The sequence below is a fragment of the Microbacterium sp. AC215 genome (assembly GCF_979258645.1).
In genome coordinates this window covers 2929052-2952634 of sequence record NZ_OZ409869.1, presented here as the reverse complement: position 1 = coordinate 2952634, position 23583 = coordinate 2929052, and the positions used below count along the sequence as shown (strand labels likewise).

Here is a 23583-nt window from a genome sequence, read left to right as displayed (position 1 = left end):
CCAGTCGCGCGCCCATACACCCAGAGCCTCCAGGACCGGACGCAATGCAAGTCCTGACTGCGTCAACCTGTACTCACTCCGACTCCCGGGTGATGTCGCGCCCAGGTGCGAGATCACCCCGATACGCTCGAGGTATCGGAGCCGCGATGACAGCAGCGTTCGCGACAGGGCCGGCAGTCCTCGATGGATCGCGTTGAATCCGGTCGCACCGACGAGAATCTCCCGGATGATGAGGACCGTCCATCGATCGGCGATGAGTCGCGCGCCAAGCGAGACAGGATAGTACTCAGTCGGCGGGAACCAGCCATCAGGGCCACCCTCGGAGTTCGGAACCGCACCACTCGACTCGACCATGAGGAGCCCTCTCTCGGCAATCGCCGCGACGGCGCATCCGGGCCAGAGGCGATCTTATGAGAATCTCACGATCGACCTCGGATAAGATGTGCATCGCGCACACATTGGAGTCGTTGCAAGTGTCAGTCGCACATGTCCGAGACATATCGACGACGTAGATTCTCCGATGGGCCTCGACCTCGGAGGCGCTAGATCAGAAGGTGACACCGTGCCCGAAGCAGAACGCGGAACCCTCGCCGAGCGCCGAGCCGCCGTCCTTTCGCAGCTCGTGGTGTTGCTCACGCAAGGGCGCAGTCCCGCCGAACTCGCCGACGAAGCCGTTCGCCTGGTCGCCGCAGCAACCGACACCGCAGCTGTGTTCCTCTATCTTTGGGACGAGGAGCAAGAGCGGCTCGTGCTCCGCGTCGCAGGGGCGGTTCCGCAGCAGATCGGGGTCAACGAGGTTCGACTCCGACTCGGCGAAGGCATCGCCGGTTGGGCTGCCCTGAGACAGAAGTCTGTGATCATCAACGAACGGCCAGAGGATGACCCGCGTTATGTCGGTGTCGATTGGATCGACGAAGAGGAGTTCAGTTCGGTCCTCGCTGCGCCGATCGCCGATGAGCAGAGTCAGCTCCGCGGTGTTTTCGCCCTCTACTCGCGGAACGAGAATGCCTTCGGTGATGACGAGCTCGCCATTGCCGTTGAGGTCGGGAGGCTCCTCGCCTCAGGGTTGGTGCGTGCCGAGACCGTGACGAGCCTCGCCCGGCAGTCGGCGAGCTCCCACTTCCTTCTGGACTTCCCTACGGCCTCGCGCACATCTCTCGTCCCTGCCCTGGAGTTCGCGGCCGGCCGGCTGCTCGAGCTCCTGAGCGCGGATGTATGTGTGCTCGAGTACATGAGCAGGCGGGAAAGCGGGGCCGCGCCGATCATGTTCGCCTTCCGCTCAGAAGACGGCTCGCATCGCCTGTGGTCTACCCATGCGCGCGCCACTGCGCAGGCGAGTATCGACGAGCATTGCGCCAGCATGGAACGCGCATCTGTCGCACTCGGGATGGGGGCGTCGAGGGGCGTCCTCTCCTTTTACAGGACTTCTCGCTTCCGCGCAGACGACTTCGACCGGCTCGGCGCCCTCGCGATGCAGCTGAGCGTGCTTCTCGAAGCAGTCGACCTCAACTCGGTCGGATCGACTCTGGCGACGCGCCTGCGGTTCACCCAGGATGACGTGGAAGCCGGGAGCATCATCGGCGAGTTGGGGATCGAGGGCTCGATCTGTCCGATTCTGGTTCGCGTCCACTCGGTGCGTGGCGATTGGGGCACTGCGAGCCGCACCCTCAAAGATTCACTCGTGGTCGCGGCGGGGAGCAGATCGGTCGTGCTGCTGGACTCGACCTGGGGTTTGGTGCTCGCCGACGCTCCCGGCGGACGCATCGCGCCCGAGCTCTCCGCCCGCATCCTTCAGACGACACGCCGTGTGGCAGCCGAGGCGGGTCTCGTCGCTTCAATCGGCGTAGGCAGCGTTGCACACTCGTCTGGTCATATCCGTCAATCCCTCACGCACGCACGCGAGGCCCTCGATTGGACCGAGGCATACGACTCCGATGAGGCAGTGACACTCGCTGTCTACGAGGAGGTCAAAGATGCCCTTCCTCTGACGCGCATCGTCGGAAAACTCGCCCCCTCGCTGCTGGACAGACTGAGGACGCTGGAGCCGTTGACGAGGTACGACATCGATCAAGGCTCGCAGCTCGTTCGCACTCTTTCTGTGCTGGCGGGGTGCGGCGGATCCGTGAACGAGACGGCATCACAGTTGGTGATACACCGCAATACGCTACGTCAGCGCTTGCAGCGCATCGAGCAGATTCTCGGGACACCCATCGATCCAGCGATCGACTGGACGGTACTTTCACTCGCGACTCTCGTCGCTGCGGATCGTGTAGACGCGATGCGTGCTCAGCGACACTAGCCGTAAAAGCGCGCATCCCCTGCTCCACCCACAATGAAGGGCAGATCAGGGGACGCGCCTGGCGTGCGGATCAGGCTTCGACGTCTGGACCGCGAGTCGGAACGTCCATCGCGTCCGGCATCTCGTTCTCGTCGTAGATCTGACCGATGCGTTCGTATCGCGAAGGGCTTCGCTTGCGCAGGTAGAGCGCGAATCCGACCCCTGCGAGAACGATCGCGGCGACATACACGGGGATCAAGTTGACGACGACCTCATCAGCACCGGCGAGGAACGGAATGTACGTCACAAGCAGGATCAGCACGATGGCCTGCGCGACCGCCCCGACGACGGGCGCGACCAGCGTCTTCCAGATATCGCCGGCCCCGCTGCGCCCGACCCGGTTGAAGTAGGCGATCACTGCCAGCGATACGAGGAACTGCACGAACACCACACCCGCGGTGCTGAAGATGGGCAGCCACGTGCCCAGTTGCAGAAGCGGGTCCGCACCAACCAGCGCGAACAGCGCGACCACGACCATCGCCACGACAGCCTGCACGCCGTTGGCGACGTAGGGCGACTTGTGCTGTGGGTGCGTGCGCCCCAGCCGTTCGGTCAGGATCCCGTCACGACCCATCGAGAAAAGGTACCTCGACGCGTTGTTGTGGAAGGCGAAAGCGCAGGCGAAGAAGCTGGTGATCACGAGGAAGTCGAGCATGATCCGGATCGGGTGCCAGGTGTACGCATCAGCCAGAACGAAGAAGTAGTCACCCAGCAGGCTTTCGGCCTGACTCATCGACTCATCTCCGAACCCCACGAGCCCGGCATACGCGACGAACGTGTAGAACACGCCCAGCGTGATCACCGCGATGTACGTCGCACGAGGGACCGCCTTCTTCGGATCGGTGGTCTCCTCGCCGTAGATCGCCGTCGTCTCGAAACCGATCCACGACCAGAACGCGAAGAAGAACCCGATGCCGATCGCCGGAGCGACGAGGAACCCGGACGGGTCGAAGACTTCGGGCATCTGCCCCTGGGCACCGCCTTGAACGATGATGGAGGTGGCCAGGATGAAGATCACGAAGATCTCCAACGAGAGCGCGATTCCGAGAACGCGGCCTGCCACGGTCACCTTGAAGTACGAGATGAGCCACATCAGCCCGATGCCGAGGATGCTGCAGATCCACCAGGGCACGTCCCAACCGAGGTAGGTCTTCATCGTCAGGGCAGTGAAGTAGCCGAAGCCTCCGCTGATCGCCGGCACGATCATGCTGTACGCGGCCATCACCGTCCAGCCGGCGCCCAGACCGAGGGGCTTACCCAGGCCCTGCGTGGTGAAGTTATAGAACGCTCCGGCGGCCGTGATCCGCTTGGCCATCTGAGCGAAGCCGACGGAGAACACGAGGAGGATCAACGTCGCGGCGACGTACGTAAGCGCTGTTGCGAATCCCGACCCGTAGGCATACGAGATCGGAATGTAGGTGGAGACGACGACCAGCGGCGCTGCCGCCGCCGTAACCATGAGCACGATAGTCAGGAATCGAATCGACCCTTTCATGAGGTCGGTCGACGACTCGGCGGAACTCCGCTTCGTGGCGTGTGTGGACATTCGGGTTACCTCTCAGTGCGTAAAGCCTGATGTGCGGTCAGCCCCGCTGATGAGTGGGGATCGGGCCCCAGGAGCTCAACTCGTTCTCGGGATTGGAGGCAACGTAGCGACCTTCCCTGAGGTCACCGATGTGATCGGTGACCATCATCGCGCCCCAAAGTGTGCATATCGCATACTTTGGGGCGGCATCCCTCGTTCAGCGTGCCTTCGCGGATGCGACACGGTCACGTACCACGCTCACGAACCGCTGCGCGAGATTCTTGGCGTCGGCACTGATCGTCTCGTCTGCCTCCGTGAACTCGTGGGCCTGCTCATCGATCAGCGACAGCATCGCCTCCGGCACCTCATCGCGCCACTCAAGGAAGCGCTCCGGAGATATCTCTGCGTGAAACTGCACGCCCCATGCGGAGCCGACGCGAAAGACCTGGTTCGGGTACCGGTCCCCGGTGCCGAGGAGAACTGCCCCCTCGGGTAGCCGAGTAACCGCGTCGAAATGTAGAGCCGGCATGTGGAATTCAGCCGGCATATCCTGCATCAGCGGATCGTTTGCGGATGCTTCGAGCATGGAGACTTTCACGACCCCGCTTTCGAGTCCGCGGGCACCGACCGCCACCTCGCCCCCGAGCGCGTCTGCGAGCATCTGTGCGCCTAGGCAGACACCCAGCACGGGGATCTGTGCGGAGACTGAAGTGCGCAGCAGCGACTTGATGTCTGCAAGGTACGGGAACTCACCTTCGTCGCGCGCTCCCATAGCCCCACCCAGAACGATCAGCCCGTCGCCCTCGACCGAGCGGGGGACAAGGTCGCCGTCGAATGGCCGCACGATGCGAAGAATGATGCCTTCGTCGCTGAGCCACCGCCCCATCCGATCGATGTCCCCCTTCACATCGGGTTGGATCACGGTAATCCGGATCGGCTGATCATCACCCATGTCGAAATCCTCCATATTCAGGCCTTCGGCGCCTGTAACCTGAACGCCGTCCACAACGTTCCCAGCATGCGGAGCCGACCGGCTCATTCCATGTCGCTCGCGCACACCGCAGCGGTCCACTACGTGCATCCTGCACGTGAGTGACTCGAGCGTTCACGCAAGTATTCCCTGAGTGAACTTGAAGGGGATGACATGCCACGCATACCGGTGAAGGCGGCGGTACTGAGGGAGCCGGGCGAGCAGCTCGCGCTCGAGACCGTGTACCTGGACGAGCCCGGGTCCGGTGAGGTGCTGGTGCGAACCACGGCGGCCGGCCTGTGCCACAGCGATCTCCACTATCTCAAGGGGACGATGGGCATCTCACTTCCCGCGGTTCTCGGTCATGAGGTTGCGGGAGTCATCGAGCGTTGCGGCCCCGGCGTGAATCGCATCACTCCCGGCGACCGGGTCGTCGTCACCATCACGCCGAGCTGCGGCCAGTGCCCGGCGTGCGTATCGGGAACGCCCACTCGCTGCTCACGCGTCAGTCAGATGCGCGAGCGTGCGGAGCCCCTCCTCGTCGATGAGGCCGGCGAAACGATTACGTCGCTCGGCTCCATCGGGGCGTTCGCCGAGGCGATCGTGGTTCCCGAATCCGCGCTCGCCGTCGTCGGCGCAGACCTCCCCCCTTCGGTCGCGGCCCTGCTGGGATGCTGCGTGAGCACTGGCGTGGGAGCCGTGATTCACGGCGCCCACGTCGGTCCCAACGACACCGTCGCGGTCATCGGATGCGGTGGAGTCGGCATGGCGGCGATCCAGGGAGCCCGACTCAGCGGCGCGCGACGCATCATCGCCATCGATCTGCATGACGAGAAGCTCGCGCTGGCGACCCGACTCGGTGCCACGGATGTCGTGAACTCCTCAGACGAGGATGTGCGGAATGCGGTGCTGAACCTCATACCGGGAGGAGTCACCCACGCGTTCGAAGCGGTCGGACGACCGGCGACCGCCGAGCTGGCGTTCTCACTGCTGGCTTCGGGCGGCGTCGCGACGATCCTCGGCCTCATGCCCTCCGGCAGCCAGATCACGATCGAAGCCTCTGAACTCATCGAAGGAGATCGACGAATGCAAGGCGCATACATGGGCGGCAACCGCTTCCTCGCCGACATCGACACGCTCACCGACCACTACCGCTCGGGTCGCCTCGACCTGGACGCGATGGTGACCGGCTCCGTGTCGCTCGCGGGGATCAATGACGGATTCACCGCCATGGCGAGTCGTTCGTCCATTCGAAATGTCGTGGCGCTCGGAGAAGGGACCTGGTGATGTACGAGATCCCGATCGTCGAGACCCGCCTCTACATCGACGGCCAGTGGCGCGTGGCCGCCGACCGGCTCGGCATGCTGCACGACCCGAACTCCGGCGCCGAGCGCACATCCCAGTTGGGCGCCACCGCGCGGGACGTGGACGATGCGCTGCGCGCCGCCGATGCTCTCCACACCTCCCAGGTACTCGACCGCATTCCCGCGGCCATCCGCGCCGCAGCCCTCGAGGCGTGGGCGGATGCGCTCGATGCCCACGTCGAAGACATCGCCGTGCAGGATGCGATCTCCACAGGCAATCCGATCGCGACGACGCGCACGCTCGCGTCTTTCCTCGGTGCACGTGTGCGCTCCACGGCACGACAGACCAATGAGATCGGCGATGGTCACTCGCTCGAAGCGGGAGGGCGTGCCGTTCGGCTGCTGCACCGAGCACTCGGGCCGACGCTGGTGCTCGCACCGTGGAACGCTCCGACGTTCGTTGCGGTCTCGAAGGTCAGCGGGGCGATCGGCGCGGCTTCTCCTGTGATCCTGAAGCCGTCAGAGTGGACACCCAGCGGGGCTCAGATCGCTTTCGAACTGCTGCAGTCCGTGCTGCACGAACACGACTTCCCCCGGGCGACCGCACAGCTCGTCCATGGCGCGGGCGCCGTCGGCAGCGGTTTGGCGAGCGACCCGCGGGTTCGAGCCATCAGCTTCACCGGCGGACTCCCCGCCGGTCGGGCGGTGGCTCGCGCCGCCGCCGAGACACTGGCAGTCGTGCAGCTGGAGTTGGGATCGAACAATCCTGCGATCGTTCAGCCGGATGCCGACATCGAACGCACGGCAGCGCTGCTGATCGCGGGCACAACGCGCCTGAACGGACAGTGGTGCGAGGCGCCGGGCAAGGTGCTCGTTCCGAAGGAGCTCCGAGACGACCTCGTGGAAGCTCTCGTATTGCAGGCCGCCGCGTTGCGTATCGACCACTCGTTCGCGGGCGACAGCCAACTCGGACCGCTCGCCTATCGGGTCCACCACGATCGGCTCGAAGCCCAGCTCGCAGAATACGCCGCCGGCGGTGCGACGGTTCTGCGTGCAGGCACTCTGCCCGATCTGGGCGGATGGTTCTTCCAGCCCGCGATCGTGACCGATATTGATGCCACTGCGGCTCGGACCGAACTGTTCGGTCCGGCGCTCTCGGTGCACGCGGTGGAGTCCGTCGATGAGGCCGTCGAGATCGCGAATCTCCCCGGTGGAGGCCTCGATGGATACGTGTTCGGCGAAGACGAGGAAGCTGCTCTGCAGACGGGTTCGCGGATACGCGCCGGTGAAGTCCGGATCAACGGCACCTTCATGGCCGACCTCGCCGATGGCTCAGAGCAGACTTTCTGGGGCAGCGCGGGCGTCGGCGGTCATGACCCCGCACACGGGGTGGCATTCTCCCAGGGACGCCGCGTCGTCGGAGTGGATGCGATCGACCTTCCCGTCTGATCCGGGATGAGCATCCGCACAAGCAATCAGCGCAGGAAAGCAGGAGCAGCATGAGCATCGACGGAACGTCTCGCGCCTCGGCGCCGGCCGACGAAGGATCACCCGCGGCATCCCCTTTCACGGCCAGAGCAGACCTGGGTTTCGCGTGGAGCGTGAAGGACAGCTTCCTGCAGTACATCCGCGGAATGCGCGACGGAGACATCGGCTGGAATGCGGGAGCGGCGGTCACGAGCACCGGCGAGTTCTTCTTTCCCTTGGCGGGCGTCGCGCACGTCGGGGAAACGATGATTCTGTCGTTCCGCGGCACCGTGAGCTTCACGGCACACCACGGCCTCCTGTCCGTCTCCGTGAGCCGACCTCGGATCACCGTCGGCGATGGGCTGGCCCGCCTCACCACCGAGGTGGGGGGAGTCGAGCAGCAGATCGCCGCGATCGACCTGCCTCCGCGCATCCACGACGGAGACGTCACCATGTGGCTCAACTGCGCTGTGCGCCTCAGTGGGGTGGGACCTGAACACTTCGGCGGATCGTACGCAGAGGGAGAGCAACTCGCCCCTCTCACCGTCCGCATCCCCACTCGTTCATTCGCCAACGCCGCCACGACCACCGAAAGCGAGAAGCACGACTGATGATCGAGCTGCCCTCCAGCGCACTGCTCAAGCAGAACATCCGCGAGCACTACCCCGAAGTGACTCACGGCAGTGGCGTGTACCTCTACGACACGGACGGCAAGGTGTATCTCGACGGGTCCAGTGGTGCGATGACGGCCAGCATCGGACACGGCGTCGCCGAGATCGGCGACGCGATCCGCGCCCAGGCCAGCGGCGTCGCTTTCACGTACCGCACGCAGTTCACGAACGGGCCTGCGGAACAGCTCGCAGAGCGTCTCACCGCTCATGCTCCGGGCGACCTGGACTTCGCGTTCTTCGTCAACAGCGGGTCCGAAGCCTCCGAATACGCCATCCGCACAGCCGTGGGGTACTGGCGGGAGAAGGGTCTTCCGCGGAAGACCAAGATCCTGGGCCGTGGAACCAGCTACCACGGCATGACGATGGGTGCGCTGTCCATGTCTGGTCACGCTGCCCGTCGTCCCGACTACGGTGATCTGCTGCATCCGTTCGCCGTCGCGCCCCCCGCCCACGCCTGGCGTTTCGCCGCTGACGGCGAAACGGAGGAAGCGTACGGACGCCGCGTGGTCGCAGAGTTCGAGTCCGCCGTGCGCGCCGAAGATGTTGACACGGTTGCTGCGGTGATCGTCGAGCCCATCGTGGGAGCCGCAGGCGGAGTACTCGTCCCACCTGTCGGCTATCTCGCCGCGCTGCGTGAGATGTGCGACCGCCTCGGTGTGCTGCTGATCGTCGATGAAGTGATCACGGGTATCGGGCGCGCTGGAGAGTGGTTCGCGTGTGGCGGCGAAGGAGTCGTGCCCGACCTCCTGCTCCTGGGAAAGGGCATGAGCGGTGGCTATGCAGCGGTGGCGGGAGTGCTCCTGCGCCGGCCGATCGTCGAGGCTTTCGCGATCGGCAGCGGCGTCGCCCCGTTCGGACATACCTTCTCGGGAAATCCGCTCGGCGCCGCCACGTGCCTGGCTGTGCTCGACATCCTGGAACGCGAAGACGCGTTCGACAACGCTCGACAGCGCGGACGGCAGCTCGAGTCTGGGCTGCGCGAACTCCAGGCCGTGCACCCACGCATGGCAGACATCCGCGGTCGGGGCCTCCTCTGGGGCTTCGAGTTCGTGACGGATGCCGAATCACTGCGCACCCCTGATGTTTCCCGGAATGCGGCGGGGGCGTTCGTGCGGCTCTGCAGAGAGCACGGACTGATCGTGTACCCCGCGGGGATCGCTCCGTACAACAACGCCATCATGATCTGCCCTCCGCTCACCATCACGGAGGAAGAGATCGTCGACCTCCTCGATCGCCTGTCCGCCGCGCTTCCGGCGATGGATGCGCTTCTCGATGAGTGGACGTTCAGCGACTGATCGCTTGCGGGCGACGTGGGAACAAGTCGCGCCAGGGCAGGTCACCCGCCACGGCCGGGGCTCCGTCCAAGATGCTTATCAGAGGGCCCAACGGGTCGATGGTCGCCGTTGCCAGCGTTCGCCATCTCAATCCGAATCGTGCATCCGATTCTGGGACGCAACACAGGTGCGGTTCGCCGGGGCCGGACAGCAACAGCGGAACCAGCTCGCTCGGGCTGAACGGCGACTCCGTTTCGTCAGCCCGCTCGTCGATCAACTGCAATCGCGCATAGGTGTCGTCGCCGAAGCTGCCGGGATTCTCGCCGGATACGAGCCCATCGCTCAGAAAGTGGTTCGTGTGCGCGAGATGGCGCTGTGCCCCCATCTCGATGACGGCGATACCCACCGGGCTGAGTTCCACGGTGACGGCTCGGTGCGGATCGATCAGGGTGATCGCACTCGAGCTGGCGATCGGAGCGGAGCGAAGCAGGTCGATCGCGTCTGAGACAGTCGCCGCGGTTTCCAGGATCGCTGCGAGCAGAAGGTGAACCGGCACCCCGCTCACCTCGTCACTCGCGCTCGAGAGGATGTTCAGGAACACACCCAGCCCGGCATCGTTCACACCGATCTTGGCGAGGATTCCATGCTCGGTCAGCCCCACGAAACTCCGGGCACTGCCATGAACCGTCTGGGTATGCCAGAACGAGGAGAACTCGTCCTGCCAATCCCACGTTTGAATCCCGACGGGACCCCGAGCGCCCCGCTCACGGACCAGCACGGAGCACTCGGCCGGCGACATGGCGGTGGACTGGGAGATGATCTCGGTCCGACCGTTCAACGCGATCACCTGCCATGCTGGGATGCCTGCTCCCGCCGCGATACCGTGCATCTCGTCGACGTACCGGGAGTCCCACTGCGCCGTGTTCTTTTCGATCCGCGAAGCCAGTTCACGCACACGGTCGGTGTCGAGCCCCCCGATCGCGAACAGCGACAGGTATCCCCCCACGACGTCACCCAGCCGTGTGCTCAGCGCGAGCCCGCGACTGCTACCGCGCGCGTAGGAGGGCCCGCCCGAGACCTCGAGATGCTCTCGTGTCACTTGCCGGACACCCCTTCGTGTGCCGCCTCCGCGACGAGCGAAGCCTGGCGCCGGTAACCGACGCGGTAGAGACCGATGACGCCACCTGTCGTCGCCAGCAGCAGCGCGACGTAGTAGGCCATCACAGCCCACGGGTTGTTGCCGGAGGCGTTCAGGATCCACTGGGCGACCAGCGGCGTCGATCCCCCGATCACCGACGAGCACAGTTGATAGGCGAGTGAGACTCCGGAGTACCGCAGCTCCGGCGGGAACGCGTAGGCGAGGAAGCTCGCGTACACGGCGAAGTAGATGGTGACGCCGGCGAACGAGACGTACAGCATCACAGCGATGAGTACGACGTTCGCGCTGTCGATGGCCGCGAAGAACGGCACCGCGAAGACCAGTGACAGCCCGAGCCCGATCAAGATCACCCGCAGTCGACCGAACCTCTGTGCCGCATGGCCCGCGAGCCACTGTGCGATGAACTGCACGACCGTGGCGCCGACGAGAACGTTCAGTATGACCTGACGCTCGATACCCAGGGGGCCGGTCGCCCAGGCCAGTAGGAACGTGTTGGTGAAGTAGGCCATTGCAATCGCGATGACCGATGCCGCGATTCCCAGCACGAGCACGAGAGGGGCACGACGAAGCACGGCAAGCGCCGGAGCCTTCTCGACGTTTCCTTCGGCCTTCGCCGTGACGAACTCCTCTGACTCTTGAAGCCGGAGCCGCAGAACGATGCCGACGACGACTAGGATCGTCGAGGCGAGGAAAGGGATCCGCCACCCCCACTCGAAGAACTGCTCATCGGGCAGCATCCCCACGAGCGCGAACGATCCGGTGGCCAGCAGGGACCCGACGGGACTCCCCTGCTGCACCCATGCGGCCGCGATCGTCTTGCGATCCGGAGCTGCGTTCTCGGTGGCGATGAGGACAGCGCCACCCCATTCGCCTCCGACGGCCAGCCCCTGTGCTGCGCGCAGGACGACCAGCAGAATCGGCGCAAGGATTCCGATCTGCGCGTATCCCGGGAGCACTCCGATCAACGCCGTCGCCGTGCCCATGAGCAGCAGGGTCACGAGAAGCACATTCTTGCGACCGACTCGGTCGCCGAAGTGTCCGAAGATCAACGCCCCCAGCGGCCGAGTGAGAAAACCGACCCACAGCGTGGCGAAGGAAGCCAGCAGCGCGGCGCCCGCATCTATCTCAGGGAAGAACACGCGGCCGAAAACGAGCGCACTGGCCGTGCCGAACACGAAGAAGTCGAACCACTCGAGCGAGTTGCCGATGAACGCGCCGATGACCGATGTTCGTTCGCGGCTGGTCGAGCGTCCTTGCATAACCGTTCCCCTTCGAATGCGCACGCGTGTCGGTGCGATGTTGATGAGTCTCGGGGAGAGCAGGCCATTACGTCCAATGAATAATAGGACGGTTGGCGATAACCTGCGGGAATGGATAGTCAAAGCCTCACCTACTTCGTCGCGGTCGCGCGGCTCGGCTCGGTGACTGCAGCAGCGAATTCCCTGCACATCACACAGCCCGCTGTGTCGAAGAAGATCGCTCAACTCGAGCACTCCCTCGGAGCCGCCCTCTTTCGGCGGATGCACACGGGAATGGCGCTCACCGCGTCCGGTGCGACCCTCTTCAGCATCAGCACGAGCGTCCTCGAGGCGCTCCGACGAGGCGAAGCCCTCATGCGCTCGAAGCACGGTCAATCCTCATTCGTGATCGCGTGCCCACCCACCACGGCAGACCTGGTGATCGCCCCGTACATGGCCGACCTCAACCCACCGGTGGTCGACCTGCGACTCACCGAAGCCCCCGATATCAACCATGCGATCGAACGTGACGCCGACCTCGGCGTGAGCTCGATGCGACCCCCGAACGATCGAGCCTCGCTCTGCGTCGCTGACATTCCGATCACTGTTCAGCGGCCCGGCAGTTGGGGCGATGCGAATCCAGTGGATCTCGACTCCCTCCACGATCAATGGCTCATCGTTCCCCGCACCGGCGTGCAGCCCGCAGTGCGCGAACGCCTGTCGACACCATCACGTTCGTGGCTCATGCGAGATGCCGCGACCGGCACCGTCGCCCAAGCGCTCGCGGCAGCCGGGCATGGTTGGGCTCTCGTGACGGAACCGGCTCGTTTCGGCCTCCAGTCCGCCCCCGCGCATGCGGCAGGTCAGCCGCTGCAGATCTCGCTTTACGCCTCCTGGGACAGGAATCACTACGCTGCCCCGCAACTAGAGGAGCTGGCCGTCCAACTACGCGGGCACATTCAAGACCATGTGCCGTGGCAGGCTCCGCACCCGCGGACCTGAACCCGGCAGGGTCGCCGTCGCACGAGCGCCACGTCGACCGAGTCTCGCCACGCGGCGCCCTCCACCTGTGGAGCCGATGCACAAGCAGGTGAGGAACGCAGTGCGCCGCGCACACATCCGAAACATTCGCTTCCACGAGGGTGGTGGCGAGGTGATAGCCGATGACGACTCCTTCCCGACCACGCATGGTGTTCTTCGTATCCGACAGCACTGGCATCACGGCGGAGACCCTCGGAGACGCGTTGCTGGCGAACTTCCCCGACTTCGACTTCGTGCGCCGAACGATGTCGTTCGTCCAGAGCGTGAAGGAAGCGCACCAAGTCGTCGAGACGATCCGTCGCGTCGCGGCAGAACAGGAACCACCGATCGTCTTCTTCACCGTGAAGGATGCCGAGATCAGCCGCGCCTTCGCCGACGTGCCCGCGGTGCGGATCGACCTGTTGCGAGGTCATCTCACTGATCTCGAGGCCGCCCTCGACGCAACCTCATCAGAGGGCTTCGGACGCTACCACTCACTCGCCGATGCCGAACGGTACTTCCGCCGCATGAAGGCGATCGAGTACACCATCGAGCACGACGACGGACAGAGCTACCGGGCTCTCGAGCACGCCGAGGTGATCATCATCGCGCCGAGCAGATGCGGCAAGACCCCCACGTCGATGTACCTCGCGCTGCAGTACGGCCTTCGCGTCGCCAACTACCCGCTGACAGACGACGACCTCCCTCACGAGGACCTGCCTGGCCGCATAGCTCCGTACGCCGATCGCTGTTTCGGGCTGACCACGACTCCTCTACGTCTGAGCCAGATCCGGCACGAGCGACGACCCAATTCGCACTATGCCAGCCTGCCCCAGTGCACCGCTGAGCTGCGGCGTGCGGAGAACCTCTATCGCAGCACGGGCATCCCCTTCCTCAACTCCGCCACGAAAAGCGTGGAAGAGATGTCCGCTGTCGTGATGCAAACCCTGAATCTGCGCAAGTGACCCCGTCGAAGGAGACCACCATGACCAACATCCTCTGGTTCGAGCAACTGGGTATGGCCGATCTGCCTCAGGTCGGAGGCAAGAACGCCTCATTGGGCGAGATGGTGTCCCATTTGAGCGCACTCGGCGTACGGGTGCCGCGTGGCTTCGCGACGACAGCATCGGCCTACCGGGACTTCTTGGCGCACGACTCTCTCGCCGGCACCATCGACGGCATGCTCGCCGGAGTGGACATCGAGAACATCCGCGAGCTCACCCGTATCGGTGCAGAGATCCGGCGCCTCATCATGGAGCATCCGCTGCCGCAGTCACTCGAGAGCGAGATCCGCGACTCATACCAGCGGCTCGTGGAGTCGGATCCGGAGCCGGACTCGGTCACGTGGGCTGTCCGTTCCAGCGCGACCGCGGAAGACCTTCCTGACGCCTCATTCGCCGGGCAACAGGAGACCTTCCTGAACGTCGGAGGGATCGAGAACATCCTGATCGCAGTGCGATCGGTGTTCGCCTCCCTCTACAACGATCGCGCGATTGCCTACCGGGTGCACCAGGGCTTCGACCAGGAGGAGGTTGCGCTCTCCGTGGGAGTGCAACGAATGGTTCGTTCCGATGTCGGATCCTCAGGGGTCATGTTTACCGTCGACACCGAGTCGGGTTTCGATCAGGCGGTCTTCATCACCAGCGCCTACGGACTCGGCGAGGCCGTCGTGCAGGGCGCGGTCAACCCCGATGAGTTCTACGTCTCCAAGCCGGGGCTCCGCGCCGGGAGACCCGCGATCCTGAAGCGGACTGTGGGCGACAAGGCGATCGCGATGCGATACACCGACAGTCGCGAGCCTGGCGCCAGCACGGTCTTCACAGACGTCCGCGATTCCGACAGAAGGCGGTTCTCGCTCACCGATGCTGAAGTCGAAGAACTTGGCCGCCAGGCGTTGACGATCGAACAGCACTATGACAGGCCGATGGACATCGAGTGGGCCAAGGATGGCGTGGATGGCGAGCTCTACATCCTGCAAGCGCGCCCTGAAACTGTTGTCTCCCGAGCCACGCAGAACACGATCTCTCGATTCCGGTTGATAACGGCGGGCTCTGTCGTCGCGGAAGGAAGGGCGATCGGTCAGCGGATCGGGTCAGGACCCGTGAAGGTGTTGAACGACATCGCAGACATGGACCAGTTCCGCACGGGGGACGTCCTCGTCGCAGATATGACGGACCCCGACTGGGAGCCGATCATGAAGCGTGCCTCCGCGATCGTGACGAATCGCGGAGGGCGCACCTGCCACGCCGCCATCATCGCACGAGAACTCGGTATCCCTGCTGTCGTCGGCGTGAGAGACGCGACTGACATCCTCACGGACGGCATCGATGTCACGGTCAGCTGCGCAGAGGGCGACGTCGGCCGAATCTACGCCGGTCTCCTCGATTTCGTCGAGGAGACGACTCACCTCGATGAGATGCCCGACCCGCCCGTGCGAATCATGATGAACGTCGGCACACCGGACCAGGCATTCGCCTTCTCCCGACTCCCTCACCACGGTGTCGGCCTCGCAAGGCTCGAGTTCATCATCAATCGGCAGATCGGCATCCATCCGAAGGCGCTCCTCGAGCTGTCATCACTTCCGCATACGCTTCGCGAGGAGATCGAGCAGCGCACATCCGCGTATGCCGGTCCGCGTCAATACTTCGTGCAGCGCGTCGCTGAAGGCGTGTCGACGATCGCGGCCGCCTTCGCTCCCGCGCCGGTGATCGTCCGCCTCTCGGATTTCAAGTCGAACGAGTACGCGAACCTCCTCGGCGGCGAACGGTATGAGCCCCGCGAAGAGAACCCGATGCTCGGCTACCGCGGTGCGTCTCGGTACATATCCGAAGGCTTCCGCGGGTGCTTCGAGATGGAGTGCGAAGCCATCCGGTTCGTCCGGGATGAGATGGGGCTGGAAAACGTCGCGGTGATGGTGCCGTTCGTGCGCACAGTGGAGGAAGCGTCCGCGGTGACGGAGCTTCTCGGCGAGCACGGACTTCGTCGAGGAGAGAACGGGCTCAAGATCATGATGATGTGCGAGCTCCCCGCGAATGCGTTGCTCGCGGACGAGTTCCTCGCGTACTTCGATGGGTTCTCGATCGGCTCGAATGACATGACCCAGCTCACCCTCGGGCTGGACCGCGACAGTGCGATCGTCGCGGACCTCTTCGACGAGCGAAATCCAGCCGTGTTGAAGCTCCTGTCGCTGGCGATCGACGCGTGCGCACGCAACGACAAGTACATCGGAATCTGCGGGCAGGGCCCGAGTGATCATCCGGAGTTCGCCGAGTGGCTGGTCCGTCAGGGAATCCAGTCGGTGTCGCTGAACCCGGACACCGTGGTCCAGACTTGGCTCGCACTCTCCACGTCGGAGCGTCCTGCCTGAACACCGAAGGGGTGGCGGTCTGGACAGGACCGCCACCCCTTCGCTCGCAAGCGGCACCTTCAGACGCTCAGTAGACGTCCTTGACGTACCGCTCGGCACGCTTGAGCTCGGCGACCAACGTGTCCCCCGCCACCGCGTCTCCGGCCCCCAGGATCTCCGCGAGCGCTCGATCGACATCGGCAGCCATCCGGGCCTTGTCACCACAGACGAAGATGTACGCCCCCGCGTCCACCCACTTGCGAAGCTCCCGCGCGTTCTCGCGCATCGCGTGCTGAACGTAGCGTTTGGCGGCCTGGTCGCGCGAGAAGGCGAGATCGACGCGGCTGAGGATGCCCCGCAGCTGCAGATCACCGAACTCATCCTCATACAACCAGTCGAACGCGCGGTGCTGATCTCCGAAGAACAACCAATTGTCGCCGGCAGCCCCCCGCGCGTCTCGTTCACGGAGGAACGCGCGGAACGGCGCGACGCCCACACCCGGACCGATCATGATCACGGGGACGTCATCGGCGGGGAGGCGGAATTCGTGAGCCGGGACGCGCCTCACCTCGAACTCTCGCCCGTCTTCCGCCCGGGCTCGAAGATAGTCCGTCGCAGCACCCGCGTGGCGGCCGTACGGGCTCTCGTACTCCACACCGGCGACCGTGAGATGCACCTGCCCGTCATCTCGGAGCGGACTCGATGAGATCGAGTAGTCCCGATGCTGCAGGGGGCGGAGTTCCTGCATGATCTCCACAACGGACAGGTCCGCGCACCCGAGGTCGATCACCACATCCAGAACGTCTCGCCCCCAGAGCCATGCATCGAGCGCCTCCCGATCGCCCGATTGAAGGAGCGCCACGATCGCTGCCGCCTGGGAACTCTCCGGGCACCGGCGTGCCAGCCCGACCACGAGACCGGGATGCGGAAGTCGCAGTTCGACTTCGTGAGTGAGTACCTGCCTCAAGGAGCCTCCGGCGAGCTCCTGGTCCCCGAAGTGTCCGATCCACCGGTCGACAAGCGCATCGCTGTTCTGGACGAATACGGAAAGGGAGTCGCCCGGCGCGTAGTCGAAGCCGCCAGCATCGAAACTCAGCTCGTAATGGGTGACGCGCTTCGTCGATCCCGGCGCCGAGAGCACGCGCGATGCAGTGATACGTGCTGTGCACGCCTGATCGCCGATCGCACTCTGGCTCTGCTTTTCGTCAGCCTCGTGCGGCAACTCCGTCGGCAGCGACCCATCCCATGCGGTTGCGTCGATGAGCGACTGTACAGCCGGTGTCGCCCATCGCTCCGCGCTGAACTCGAAGTCGATGTCACAGTCGATGCTCTCCACGATGCGAACGGCACCGAGTTCTTCCAGACGCTGATCGATGTCATGGCCCGCCTTGCAGAAGTCCTCGTACATCGAATCACCGATCGACAGCACCGCATAGGGCAAGCCGTCCAGCGCGCCGCCCTCGAGCGTCTGCAACCAGGACCAGAACTCCGCGGCGTTGTCCGGCATGTGGCCGTTGTCGTGAGTGGAGGTCACAACGAGCAGTCTCTTGACTCCGCTCGCCCTGTCGGCAAGCCAGTCATTCAGAGATGCGTAACCTGCATCCAGGCCATTCTTCACGGACTTCGCATGGATCTGGTAGGCGAGGTACTCGGCATTGCCCGTCTGGCTTCCGAACAGGATGCTCAGCTCAGCCGTCTCGCTATCGGTCATCGTGCGTCCCCCTCGTCGATGCCCAGATCGATCGTCATGATCCCGTCGAGATGAAGACCGACTTGGGCTCTGTGAATCCCCTGACGCCCTCCATTCCCAGTTCGCGACCGATACCGGACTGCTTGAACCCACCGAACGGCACCTGCACGCGGATCGAGGAGTTCGAGTTGACCGAGATCGTGCCACTCTCGATGCCACGAGCGACGCGGAACGCACGTCCAACATCCTGCGTCCAGACCGAGCCGCTCAGCCCGTAGATCGTGTTGTTCGCCAGACGGATCGCATCCTCCTCCGTGTCGAAGGGGATGACGACCGCGACCGGGCCGAAGATCTCTTCTGAAGCCGCTCGGGTGGTTGCATTTTCGTCGATGGCGATATGAGGTGCCATCCAGTAACCGGGTCCAGTCGGCGTCTCACCGCGGTAGACGAGATCCAGCCGATCATCGACGAAAGATGAGACGGTCTGCCGATGCTCGGCCGAGACCAGCGGCCCGAGATCCGTGGAAAGGTCGGATGGGTCTCCGATGCGGAGCGCCCGGGTTGCTTCTACGAAGCCCTCCATGAAGCGCTCGAGGGCCGGCCTCTGCACCAGGATCCTGCTTCGGGCGCAGCAATCCTGACCGGTGTTGTCGAAGACTGCCCAGGGAGCGGCGGCGGCTGCCTGGTCGATATCGGCGTCCGCGAAGACGACGTTGGCAGACTTGCCCCCCAGCTCGAGCGTCACCCGCTTCATGGTGTCGGCACTGGATCGTAGTATCGAACGTCCCACCTCTGTCGATCCCGTGAAGCTGATCTTGCCGACGCGGGGGTCATCGATCAACGTCCCTCCGACCTCGGCGCCGCTGCCGGTGACCACCTGGAGCAGGTCCGGGATCGGCGAGACCTCTGCCGCGAGCTCTCCGAGCCTTCTGGTCGACATCGGCGTCATGCTGGCGGGCTTGACGATGACGGCGTTGCCAGCGGCGAGCGCCGGCGCGATGCTCCAGCTCGCGATCGGAAGCGGGAAGTTCCAAGGGGTGATCACACCGACGACGCCGACTGCCTCACGGAAGGTCATGGCGACGCCCCCGTCGACGGGGATCGTCTCTCCCGTGAGTTTGTCGATCACGCCTGCGTAGTAGCGGAAGACCGCGGCCACGCTGTCTGCTTCGGCGAGCGCAGCTCTGAGGGGCTTGCCGACGTCGCGCGACTCCAACGAGGCGAGCTCATCGCGATGCGCGGAGATGGAGTCCGCGAGGTCGTAGAGGAACTGCTGCCGGCCGGAGATAGGCAGACGCGCCCACGCCTTCTGCGCTTCGACTGCCCGCGCGATCGCATCATCGACTTCATCGCGGCTGAATGAACGAACGGAATCGAACTGCAGTTCGGTTGCAGGATTCCATACGGGAATAGCCAGGTTCGTCATCGATCCTCTTCTCACCGGGGAGCGGTAGTCCTCCGCACCATCACAGATCAACCCTCCCCGACGCGGGCCCGCGAGCGGCGTGCAGGAAGTACCCAAAGAAACGGGGGCATGTGCGTGATGCACATGCCCCGTTTCTTCCCTCCGCTTCGATCTACACGCCCATGAGGAGCTTCGCGATCCGAGGTTGGGCGTTCACCCCGATCCAGGCTGGCTCCGCCCCCTCGTCCCCCACACGATAGAGCGCCGCGCGGCGGTCGGGGTTCTCCATCTCGAGCGACGTGACCGCACCCATGCGGAGGGTTCCGACCACCTGAAGTTTCCGCCCGGCGATCTCGGTCCAGAAGTATGGCAAGGGCGCAGCTTGAGGTTCGCTCCCGCTGATGTTCTCTGCGAGTCGTGTGCCGTGTTGTCGTGCTTCCGCCCAGCTCTCGGTGCGGCACAGCGCACCGTCGAGCCCTCGGAAACTGATCGCGTCGCCGATCCCGAAGACGTTCGGGAGGGCGGTGCCATCCGCGATGACGCGCCCTTCATCGTCGACGACCAGCGCCCCTCCGGTGAGGAGCCCACTCTCCCGCAACCATTCGACTGCCGGCCTCGCACCGACTGCGCTGATCAGAACGTCTCCGCAGAGCTCGGCGCCGTCTGCAAGCTCGACCACCCATCCACCTTCTACGGCGCTGATGCGCGAGATGTCGGCCTCCCAGTGACAGTCAATCCCCGCCTCGCTGAGCCACCTTGAGGTTTCCTCTTTCAAGTGGCCGGCGAGCAGTCGCTCGAGTGGACCGGATGCGCGATCGAGCAGCGACACGCGAGAGCCGCGCGCGGCCAGGGACGACGCGAGCTCGACGCCGATCGCACCTGCCCCGATGACCACCACCGACTCCCCTGCCGACGTCCTCGCTCGGAGGCTCCTGGCGTCAGCGGCGCTGCGCAGCACAGTCGTCTCCTCCGGCTCGATCGGCAGACGCACCGGTAGAGCCCCTGTGGCGAGGACGAGTCGACCGAAGGGTACGACCTCCTCGGTGCCGTCCGGATGCTCGACCGTGACGGTCGCTCCGACGGCATCGACGCCGGTCGCCCGCCCTCGGGTGAGCTCCACGTCAAGATCGGTCCAGTCGACGGCGATGTCCTCAACCTCGCCGTCGATCAAGTAGTGCTTCGACAGCGGTGGTCGGTCGTAAGGAGCATCCGGGTCGCTGTCGATCACCCTCACCGGATCAGTCCAGGAAAGCTCACGGAGCCGTTCGATGAAGGCGGTCGTCGCGACCGAAGCCCCGACGACCACGAGAGGCCCCGTCACGATGCTCCCGACTCCACTAGCTTGATAGCGCGCTCAGGGCAGTTGCGGATGGCTTTACGGACGTTCTCCTCTTCGTAGGAGCCTTCGCGCCCCTCAATCACGTGCCCGTATCCTTCGTCATCGATGTAGAACGTCTCCGGTGCCAACATGTAACACCGGGCATGCCCCTGACAGCGCGCTGGATCGACCCATACCTCAGTCATCACTCACCTCCGGTCAGTCGCAGGCGAAGGGGACCGACGCCATGCCAGGGTGCATCTTCAGCGAGTTCGAACTCCGGAATCGTCGCGAGGAAATGCTGCATCGAGATGTTCACTTCCTTGCGCCCGAGATTGGAACCCAGACAACGGTGGATGCCCCCACCGAACGCCAGATGGCGATTGTTCTCCCGCGTGATGTCGATCTCGTTCGGGTTCTCATAGGTCTCCGGGTCGCGGTTGCCCGCTCCGAAGACGAGGATCGCCCGCTCGCCCGCCTTGATCTCCTGCCCGCGAACGGTCGTGTCGCGCAAGGCAGTCCGCGCCATAGCCTGAACCGGAGACAGGGTGCGGAGGAACTCCTCTGTCGCATCGGGTATGCGCTCCGGCTCCCGACGCAACAGCGCCTGTGCTTCCTTGTTCCCCGCGAGATACCACAGCGACGAACGGATCGCCCACGCCGTGGTATCCAGCCCCGCGAGGAAGAGCAGGTAGCCGTAGGAGGTGAGCTCGTCATCGGTGAGAGGGCGACCGTCGATGGTCGCCCGAAGCAGTTCTCCGCTGATGCCCTGCAACTCGGTTCCCGAACGGCCGTCATCGATAAGTCGCTGCACGTAGGCGATCAGGTCGTTCGACGCCGCGGCCGCTGTCTCCGGAGACACCGTGCGCTCGTAGATGATGTCGTCGACCCACTGATCGAAGAGCGGCCAATCCGCTTCCGGATACCCCGCGAGCCGACTGAAGATGATCGTCGGGTACGGTCGCGCGAACGCCGAGGAGACATCGACCACACCGTCTGACTGGAACGCTGCATTCACCTGGTTCGAGAGCTCGACCGCGGTGGCATGCATCCCCGGCTCCAGCTTCGCGATCGCCATCGGGGTGAACATCGGAAGCAGCAGCTTTCGGAACCCCCCATGGGTGGGAGGATCGATATCGATCGGGATGAGCGGCATGTCGGTGCCGAACGAGGGGAGGAGCATCGACGGGCCAACCGACCACGTCTCCGGATCCTGCTCGGCGTCGAAGATGTCATCGCTCTTGGAGATGTACCAGAAGCCGCCGTACTTGGAGCTGTGTCCCACCGGCTTCGCCTCGTGCATCTTCGCGTATTCGTCGAAGATGGTGTCGAGAGCCTTCCCGTGGAAGTCGAACTCGGCGAGGGTTTCGTTGTCAGACATGAGCCGGTTTCCTTTCCCTGCACACGCTGGCGCGGCGAACCAGGTCGTCGAAGAGCGCGTGATTGTTGATCGATGTGCGGAACAGATGTTCTGGATGCCACTGCACCGCGACGAGGTCGGCCGTCGGATCCTCGACGGCTTCGACCACCTCACCGGCGCGGGCTGTCACGACGAGGCCTGCACCCAGGCGGTCGATGGCCTGGTGATGGTAGCTGTTGACGCCCATTGATGTGCCGCCCACAATCTGGGCCAATCGTGACCCCTGCTCGATCTCCACGTCGTGATCCGCCTCATCGGAGGCGCGCGACTGCCAGTGCCCGTCGAGGTGCTGAACGAGCGTGCCCCCGCGCAAGACGTTGACCAGCTGAAGGCCACGGCAGATGGCCAGGATCGGGATTCCGCGCTCCTGCGCTTCGCGCACGAGCGCGGTTTCGAAACGATCTCGGATCGGGCTGATGCCGTAAGCGGCGTCAGCCGCCTCCTGCCCGTACATCTCAGGCGACAGGTCTCCCCCTCCCGTGAGCATGAGACCGTCGAAGCCGTCGAGAAGGTCCTCAGGAATGACCTCGGTCGCGGGAAGGAGTGCAGGCCGCCCACCGGCCGAGACGATCGCCTCGGAGTAGTTGAGCACCTGCAGGGTCGAGTCCCGCGGGCCGAAGGCCGACGGCTGAGAACTCCGGTCTGCGGTGACGGCGATGAGAGGACGAGACATCAGTAGATCGTCCAACCACCGTCGACAAACAGCGTCGTTCCCGTTACCCAGCTCGCGTCATCCGAGGCGAGGAAGGCTACACCGTTTGCCACATCCTCCGGCTTGCCGATACGTCCCATCGGAGTGCGCTCGAGAAGCCAGTTGCGCACCTCTTCGTTCCCCAGAGTCTCGGCGGTGAACGGCGTCTCGATGAATCCGGGAGCGACCGCGTTCACGCGGATTCCCGATGAGGCAGCCTCGACAGCAAGAGCACGCGTCAGCTGAAGCAGGGCACCCTTGGACGCGTTGTAGTGGATCTGAGGATGTCCGCTCGAAGAGATCACGATATGCGCCTCGACGGACGTGATGTTCACGATCGCACGGGTGTGATCCCCGTCGCCCGCCTTCAGCAGCGGGTACGCCTCGCGGGAGACGATGAACGGGCCAGTCGAGTTGACGGCGAAGACCTGATCCCATTCCGCGACCGAGAGATCTTCGAACGTGCCGAACTTTACGATACCGGCGTTGTTGACGAGGACGTCCAGACGACCGAACTCCTCACCGATCTTCGCGAACCCTGCCCTCACGCTGACCTCATCGGCGACGTTCGCCTGGATGTTGATGACGTCGTCCCTGCCCCCGAACACCTTTTCGAGCGCGTCCAGGTTGAGGTCGATGGCGGCGAGCTTCGCGCCGTCCGCCAAGAGCTTCTCCGCGATCGCACGTCCATTACCGCTGGCGGCGCCGGTGACTGCGGCGAAACGTCCTTCAAGTCGGTTTCCCATG

General features: G+C 64.4%; 19 protein-coding genes and 1 pseudogene. 8 read left to right on the top strand and 12 right to left on the bottom strand.

Annotated features, from left to right (window positions below; genetic code table 11):
- Positions 1-9: 9 nt before the first annotated feature.
- Positions 10-354 (bottom strand): annotated as a pseudogene (locus ACZZZF_RS14300) (winged helix-turn-helix transcriptional regulator); the annotation flags it as partial.
- 166 nt (positions 355-520) lie between these two features.
- On the opposite strand from ACZZZF_RS14300, the gene ACZZZF_RS14295 reads away from it, so the two are divergent.
- A complete protein-coding gene (locus tag ACZZZF_RS14295; protein WP_463499044.1) occupies positions 521-2299 on the top strand; it encodes a helix-turn-helix domain-containing protein in 1779 nt (592 codons plus the stop codon).
- Positions 2300-2369: 70 nt separating this feature from the next.
- On the opposite strand, the gene ACZZZF_RS14290 is transcribed toward ACZZZF_RS14295, so the two are convergent.
- A complete protein-coding gene (locus ACZZZF_RS14290; protein ID WP_463499947.1) occupies positions 2370-3833 on the bottom strand; it encodes an APC family permease in 1464 nt (487 codons plus the stop codon).
- A 247-nt stretch (positions 3834-4080) separates the two neighbouring features.
- Complete coding sequence (locus ACZZZF_RS14285) at positions 4081-4815, bottom strand: type 1 glutamine amidotransferase (RefSeq protein WP_463499043.1); 735 nt, start codon at positions 4813-4815, stop codon at positions 4081-4083.
- A gap of 192 nt (positions 4816-5007) precedes the next feature.
- Here ACZZZF_RS14285 and ACZZZF_RS14280 point away from each other — a divergent pair, with 192 nt between their 5' ends.
- The 4 genes from ACZZZF_RS14280 to ACZZZF_RS14265 are packed head-to-tail and all read left to right on the top strand — an operon-like array spanning position 5008 to position 9570.
- Positions 5008-6120: a Zn-dependent alcohol dehydrogenase gene (locus tag ACZZZF_RS14280; RefSeq protein ID WP_463499041.1), complete on the top strand. Its 1113-nt coding sequence runs from the start codon at positions 5008-5010 to the stop codon at positions 6118-6120.
- The gene (locus ACZZZF_RS14275) at positions 6120-7586 is read left to right on the top strand and encodes an aldehyde dehydrogenase family protein (protein WP_311258806.1); all 1467 of its coding nucleotides are present in this window, start codon (positions 6120-6122) and stop codon (positions 7584-7586) included. The genes ACZZZF_RS14280 and ACZZZF_RS14275 overlap by 1 nt, the downstream gene beginning before the upstream one ends.
- A gap of 50 nt (positions 7587-7636) precedes the next feature.
- Positions 7637-8215, top strand: coding sequence for an HtaA domain-containing protein (locus ACZZZF_RS14270; RefSeq protein ID WP_463499039.1), 579 nt, complete (start codon positions 7637-7639; stop codon positions 8213-8215).
- The gene (locus ACZZZF_RS14265; RefSeq protein ID WP_311258474.1) at positions 8215-9570 is read left to right on the top strand and encodes an aminotransferase family protein; all 1356 of its coding nucleotides are present in this window, start codon (positions 8215-8217) and stop codon (positions 9568-9570) included. Before ACZZZF_RS14270 ends, ACZZZF_RS14265 begins: the two co-directional genes overlap by 1 nt.
- On the opposite strand, the gene ACZZZF_RS14260 is transcribed toward ACZZZF_RS14265, so the two are convergent.
- Together ACZZZF_RS14260 and ACZZZF_RS14255 are read right to left on the bottom strand one after the other, a co-directional pair.
- Positions 9560-10648, bottom strand: a complete 1089-nt coding sequence (locus tag ACZZZF_RS14260) for a C45 family peptidase (RefSeq protein WP_311258473.1) — start codon at positions 10646-10648, stop codon at positions 9560-9562. The genes ACZZZF_RS14265 and ACZZZF_RS14260 overlap by 11 nt on opposite strands.
- The gene (locus tag ACZZZF_RS14255) at positions 10645-11967 is read right to left on the bottom strand and encodes an MFS transporter (RefSeq protein WP_311258472.1); all 1323 of its coding nucleotides are present in this window, start codon (positions 11965-11967) and stop codon (positions 10645-10647) included. The genes ACZZZF_RS14260 and ACZZZF_RS14255 overlap by 4 nt, the downstream gene beginning before the upstream one ends.
- A gap of 111 nt (positions 11968-12078) precedes the next feature.
- Here ACZZZF_RS14255 and ACZZZF_RS14250 point away from each other — a divergent pair, with 111 nt between their 5' ends.
- From ACZZZF_RS14250 to ppsA, 3 genes are all read left to right on the top strand, one after another.
- Positions 12079-12948 carry a LysR family transcriptional regulator gene (locus tag ACZZZF_RS14250; RefSeq protein ID WP_311258471.1) on the top strand — a complete coding sequence of 290 codons (870 nt, stop codon included), beginning with the start codon at positions 12079-12081 and terminating at the stop codon, positions 12946-12948.
- A gap of 161 nt (positions 12949-13109) precedes the next feature.
- A complete protein-coding gene (locus ACZZZF_RS14245; RefSeq protein WP_311258470.1) occupies positions 13110-13931 on the top strand; it encodes a pyruvate, water dikinase regulatory protein in 822 nt (273 codons plus the stop codon).
- 20 nt (positions 13932-13951) lie between these two features.
- Complete coding sequence (gene ppsA / locus ACZZZF_RS14240; protein WP_463499036.1) at positions 13952-16333, top strand: phosphoenolpyruvate synthase; 2382 nt, start codon at positions 13952-13954, stop codon at positions 16331-16333.
- 67 nt (positions 16334-16400) lie between these two features.
- On the opposite strand, the gene ACZZZF_RS14235 is transcribed toward ppsA, so the two are convergent.
- The 7 genes from ACZZZF_RS14235 to ACZZZF_RS14205 all read right to left on the bottom strand — a co-directional run bounded on the left by ACZZZF_RS14235 (position 16401) and on the right by ACZZZF_RS14205 (position 23582).
- Complete coding sequence (locus ACZZZF_RS14235; protein ID WP_463499031.1) at positions 16401-18023, bottom strand: diflavin oxidoreductase; 1623 nt, start codon at positions 18021-18023, stop codon at positions 16401-16403.
- Between the two features lie 34 nt (positions 18024-18057).
- Entirely contained in the window at positions 18058-19428 is a 1371-nt protein-coding gene (locus ACZZZF_RS14230; protein ID WP_311258467.1) for an aldehyde dehydrogenase family protein, read from the bottom strand.
- Positions 19429-19579: 151 nt separating this feature from the next.
- Positions 19580-20728, bottom strand: a complete 1149-nt coding sequence (locus ACZZZF_RS14225) for an NAD(P)/FAD-dependent oxidoreductase (RefSeq protein ID WP_311258466.1) — start codon at positions 20726-20728, stop codon at positions 19580-19582.
- Positions 20725-20931 (bottom strand): ferredoxin, encoded by a 207-nt coding sequence (locus tag ACZZZF_RS14220; RefSeq protein ID WP_311258465.1) that lies wholly within the window; start codon positions 20929-20931, stop codon positions 20725-20727. The genes ACZZZF_RS14225 and ACZZZF_RS14220 overlap by 4 nt, the downstream gene beginning before the upstream one ends.
- Positions 20931-22106, bottom strand: a complete 1176-nt coding sequence (locus ACZZZF_RS14215; RefSeq protein ID WP_311258464.1) for a cytochrome P450 — start codon at positions 22104-22106, stop codon at positions 20931-20933. Before ACZZZF_RS14215 ends, ACZZZF_RS14220 begins: the two co-directional genes overlap by 1 nt.
- Entirely contained in the window at positions 22099-22818 is a 720-nt protein-coding gene (locus ACZZZF_RS14210; RefSeq protein ID WP_311258463.1) for a gamma-glutamyl-gamma-aminobutyrate hydrolase family protein, read from the bottom strand. Before ACZZZF_RS14210 ends, ACZZZF_RS14215 begins: the two co-directional genes overlap by 8 nt.
- Entirely contained in the window at positions 22818-23582 is a 765-nt protein-coding gene (locus ACZZZF_RS14205; protein ID WP_463499029.1) for an SDR family NAD(P)-dependent oxidoreductase, read from the bottom strand. The genes ACZZZF_RS14210 and ACZZZF_RS14205 overlap by 1 nt, the downstream gene beginning before the upstream one ends.
- Between the last annotated feature and the right edge of the window lies 1 nt (position 23583).